Source organism: Delftia sp. ZNC0008 (assembly GCF_000799035.1).
Classification (GTDB): Bacteria; Pseudomonadota; Gammaproteobacteria; order Burkholderiales; family Burkholderiaceae_C; genus Comamonas; species Comamonas tsuruhatensis.
In genome coordinates this window covers 1-3,531 of record NZ_JTKZ01000246.1, presented here as the reverse complement: position 1 = coordinate 3,531, position 3,531 = coordinate 1, and the positions used below count along the sequence as shown (strand labels likewise).

Below are 3,531 nucleotides of genomic sequence, written 5' to 3'. Positions count from 1 at the left end.
CCGCGTGTGAGGATGCCCACCGTGGTTTCGGTGGGGCCGTAATGGTTGAGCACGCGGCAGCCGGGCCTGAGCACGGCGATGCGGTCCACCAGCGGCCAGCGCGTGGCCTCGCCGCCCAGCACCAGGCGGCAGGCGGGCAGCACGTCAGCGGGCATGCCGGCGTTCAGCAGCCCCTGCAGGTGGCTGGGCACGATCTTGAGCACGTCCACCCGGTGCTCCGCCATGTAGCGCGCGAAGCCGTCGGGGTCGAAGGCCAGTTCGGGCGCCATCAGATGCAGCGCGCGCCCCGAACACAGCGCACCGAACAGCACGGTGTGCCCCAGGTCCGCCGCCACGGTCGAGACCATGGCCATGCTGCGCGCCGCCTCGGGCAGGTCCAGCCGCTGCAGCACGGCCTGCACATAGTGGGCCAGCGCCCCGTGGCTGACGACCACGCCCTTGGGCTGCCCGGTCGAGCCCGAGGTGTAGATCACATAGGCGCCCTGTGCGGAATGCGGCGGCGCGGCCGGCGGCGCCTGCCCCGCAATGCACGGCTCCTGGCAGGCATTCAGGTCCAGGCTCAGCAGGGGAACGCCCGCGTCCCAGGCGGGCGCCTGCTGGCAGAGCATCAGCACCGCGCCGCTGTCGCGCAGCTGCCAGGCCAGCCGCTGCGCCGGCAGGCCGGGGTCCAGGGGCACATAGGTGCCACCGGCCTTGAGCACGGCAAGCAGGCCCAGCACAAAGGCGCAGCTGCGCTCGGCATGCAGGGCCACGCGCACATCGGCCCCCACGCCGCGCGCCACCAGGGCCCGGGCCAGCTGGTCGGACTGCCGGTCCAGCTGCGCGTAGCCCAGGGCCGAGCCCGCGTCCCTGACCGCCGTGCCATCGGGATGGGCCTGCACGGCGCGCGACCACAGCTGCAGCACGCTGTCGGCGCCAAAGGCCTGCACCGGGCCTGCAGACTCCGACACGCGGCCTGGCAGCGACAGCTCGCACAGCCTGGGCTGCTTCTCGCCCATGGCGCCCATAGCGCCGCTGACCTGCCGCGCAAGGTCCTGGAATGCGGCGGCCATGTCGCGCACCACGGCTTCGTCGAACAGTTCATGGGCGTAGATCAGCACGCAGTCGATGCCGTCCTGCCGATCGGTGAAGTCCAGGCTCAGGTCGAAATGCGCCTGGCCGCTGGAGACGGCCTGCATGGCGATCTCCAGGCCGGCGATGTGGCGCGTGGCCGATGCATCTTCCTGCTGGGTGCACTTGACCTGGAACAGCGGGTGAACGCCCGGCTGGCGGACCGGCTGCAGCGCCTCGACCAGCAGGTGGAACGGCAGGTCCTGGTGGGCCTGCGCGCCCAGCACCGCCTCGCGCACCTGCGCCAGCAGCGCACCGAAGTCCTGCGCGGGATCGATGTGCGTGCGCAGCACCAGCAGGTTCAGGAAGTAGCCGATCAGCCCATGCGTCTCGGCCTTCCGGCGGTTGGCCACCGGCGTGCCCACGCGCAGCTCGCGAGTGCCGCTGAAGCGGTACAGCACCAGCTTGAGCAGGGCCAGCATCACCATGAACAGCGAGGCGCCATGCGCGCGGCCCAGGGCACGCACGCGGGTGGCCAGTGCGGCGGGCAGCGTGAACTCCAGGCGCTGCTCCTGTGCTTCCTGCACGGCCGCCCTGGCCTGCTTCATCGGCAGGGCCAGGGCCTCGTGCTCGGTGCCCAGCCGGGCGCGCCAGTAGGCCAGCTGCCGCTCGCGCTCACCGGCATCGAACCAGCGGCGCTGCCAGACGGCGTAGTCGGCGAACTGCAGGGCCATGGCCGGCAGGCGCGATGGCTGCTGCGCGCGCAGGGCCTCGTACAGGTGGAACAGCTCCTCGACCACGATGCCGTTGGACCAGCCATCGCCCGCAATGTGGTGCAGCGACAGGCCCAGCACATGCTCCTGCGCGCCCATCCGGCACAGGACGGCGCGCAATGGCGTTTCCGTGTCCAGCGCAAAGGGCTGGCGGGCCAGCAGCAGCACCTGGCGCTGCGCCTCGGCCTGCGGATCGCCGTCCGCCCATGCGCCCAGATCGACATGGCGCAGGGGCACGGGCGCGGCGGGCTGGATGGACTGCCGGGGCTCGCCGTCCTCGCCGGCCGGATAGCAGGTGCGCAGGATCTCGTGGCGCTCGGCCAGGGCCTGCAGCGCCTGCTCCAGCGCCCACGCATCCAGCGGCCCCTTGAGCGACAGCGATCCCACCATGTTGTAGGCGGGGCTGGCGGGCTCCAGCCGCCAGGTGAGCCAGAGGCTGCGCTGCGCGGGGGACAGGGCAATGGCCAGCGTGCGGTCGCAGCGGGTGATGGTGTGGGCCGTCGTGTTGCAGGCGTCGCCGTCCGGCAGGCCACCTGCGCCACCTGCGCCAGATGCAGCGGTTGCACCGGATGCACCCCCGATCCTCAGGGCCAGTGCGGCACGCTGCGCATCGGACAGGCGGGACTTGCGGGAATCGAGATCGTTCAGGGACATGGTGGTCTTCTCACGCAGATGCGAAGGCGGCAAGGGCATCGCCTTCATCGGTAACGGTGGCCTCGATCTCCTCGATCAGCCGTGTCTCCACCAGCACGGCCAGCTCGCCGACGGTGGGGGCCTTGAAGAAGGCGGCAGGGTGCAGCTCGACACCAAAGCGCTTTTTCACGCGGCCCAGGATCTGCAGGGCCAGCAGCGAGTCGCCGCCCAGCTCGAACAGGTTGTCGTCCACGCCCACCGGGGCAATGCCCAGCATGTCGGTCCACAGCGCGGCCAGTGCCTGCTGCAGCTCGCCTTCGGCCGCGACGTAGGCGGTCTGCAGCGCCGGGCGCGGATGGCCGCCACGGGCCTGCGATCCGTTGGCAGGTTCGGCGACGGCTTCGGCGGCAGGTTCTGCCAGCGCATCCACCAGCCCGGCATCGATCTCGCCCAGGCGCTGCCGCAGGTCGGTGGTGGAGATGACCACCTGGTGCGGCACGTCGCCGTTGACGATGCGCTCGAACACCGCTGCCGCTTCTGCGCCGCTCCAGCCTATGCCCTCGGGAATGCGCATGCCGGCGGCCATGCCCAGGTCACGCCAGGCGTCCCAGTCCACGGAGATGACGGGCCAGGCGCGCTGGCGGCTGGCCAGTGCCGCCAGTGCATTCATGCAGGCATTGGCGGCGGCGTAGTCGCTCTTGCCCAGGCCTGCGGTGAGGCTGGAGATGGACGAGCACAGCAGCACGAAGTCCGGCGCCTGCATGTCCTGCATGTCCTGCATGTCCTGCATGTCCTGCGTGCCCAGCAGGTCCAGCAGCAGCCGGGTGCCGCGCAGCTTGGGGGCGAACGTGCGCTCCACGCCGTCCCGCGTGCGGGTGGCCAGCATGCCGCTGTCGGCATGGCCTGCGGCATGGACCACGCCATGCAGCGTGCCAAAGCGCTGGTGCGCCTGCGCCAGCGCCGCCTGCATCTGCGCGGCGTCGGCCACATCGGCCGCCAGGGTCAGCACCTGGGCGCCCTCGGCCTCCAGGGCCAGCAGCTGCAGCAGTTGCTGGCGCAGGGTGCTCGGACGCGG

2 protein-coding genes are annotated in these 3,531 nt (G+C 71.5%); both read right to left on the bottom strand.

Going from position 1 to position 3,531, the window contains the following annotated elements:
• On the bottom strand, positions 1–2,477 hold a 2,477-nt coding region (locus tag L995_RS08150; protein WP_047470861.1), incomplete at its 3' end, for a condensation domain-containing protein.
• Between the two features lie 10 nt (positions 2,478–2,487).
• Positions 2,488–3,531, bottom strand: a 1,044-nt coding sequence (locus L995_RS08145; protein ID WP_047470859.1) for a ketoreductase domain-containing protein, incomplete at its 5' end; no start/stop codon positions are given.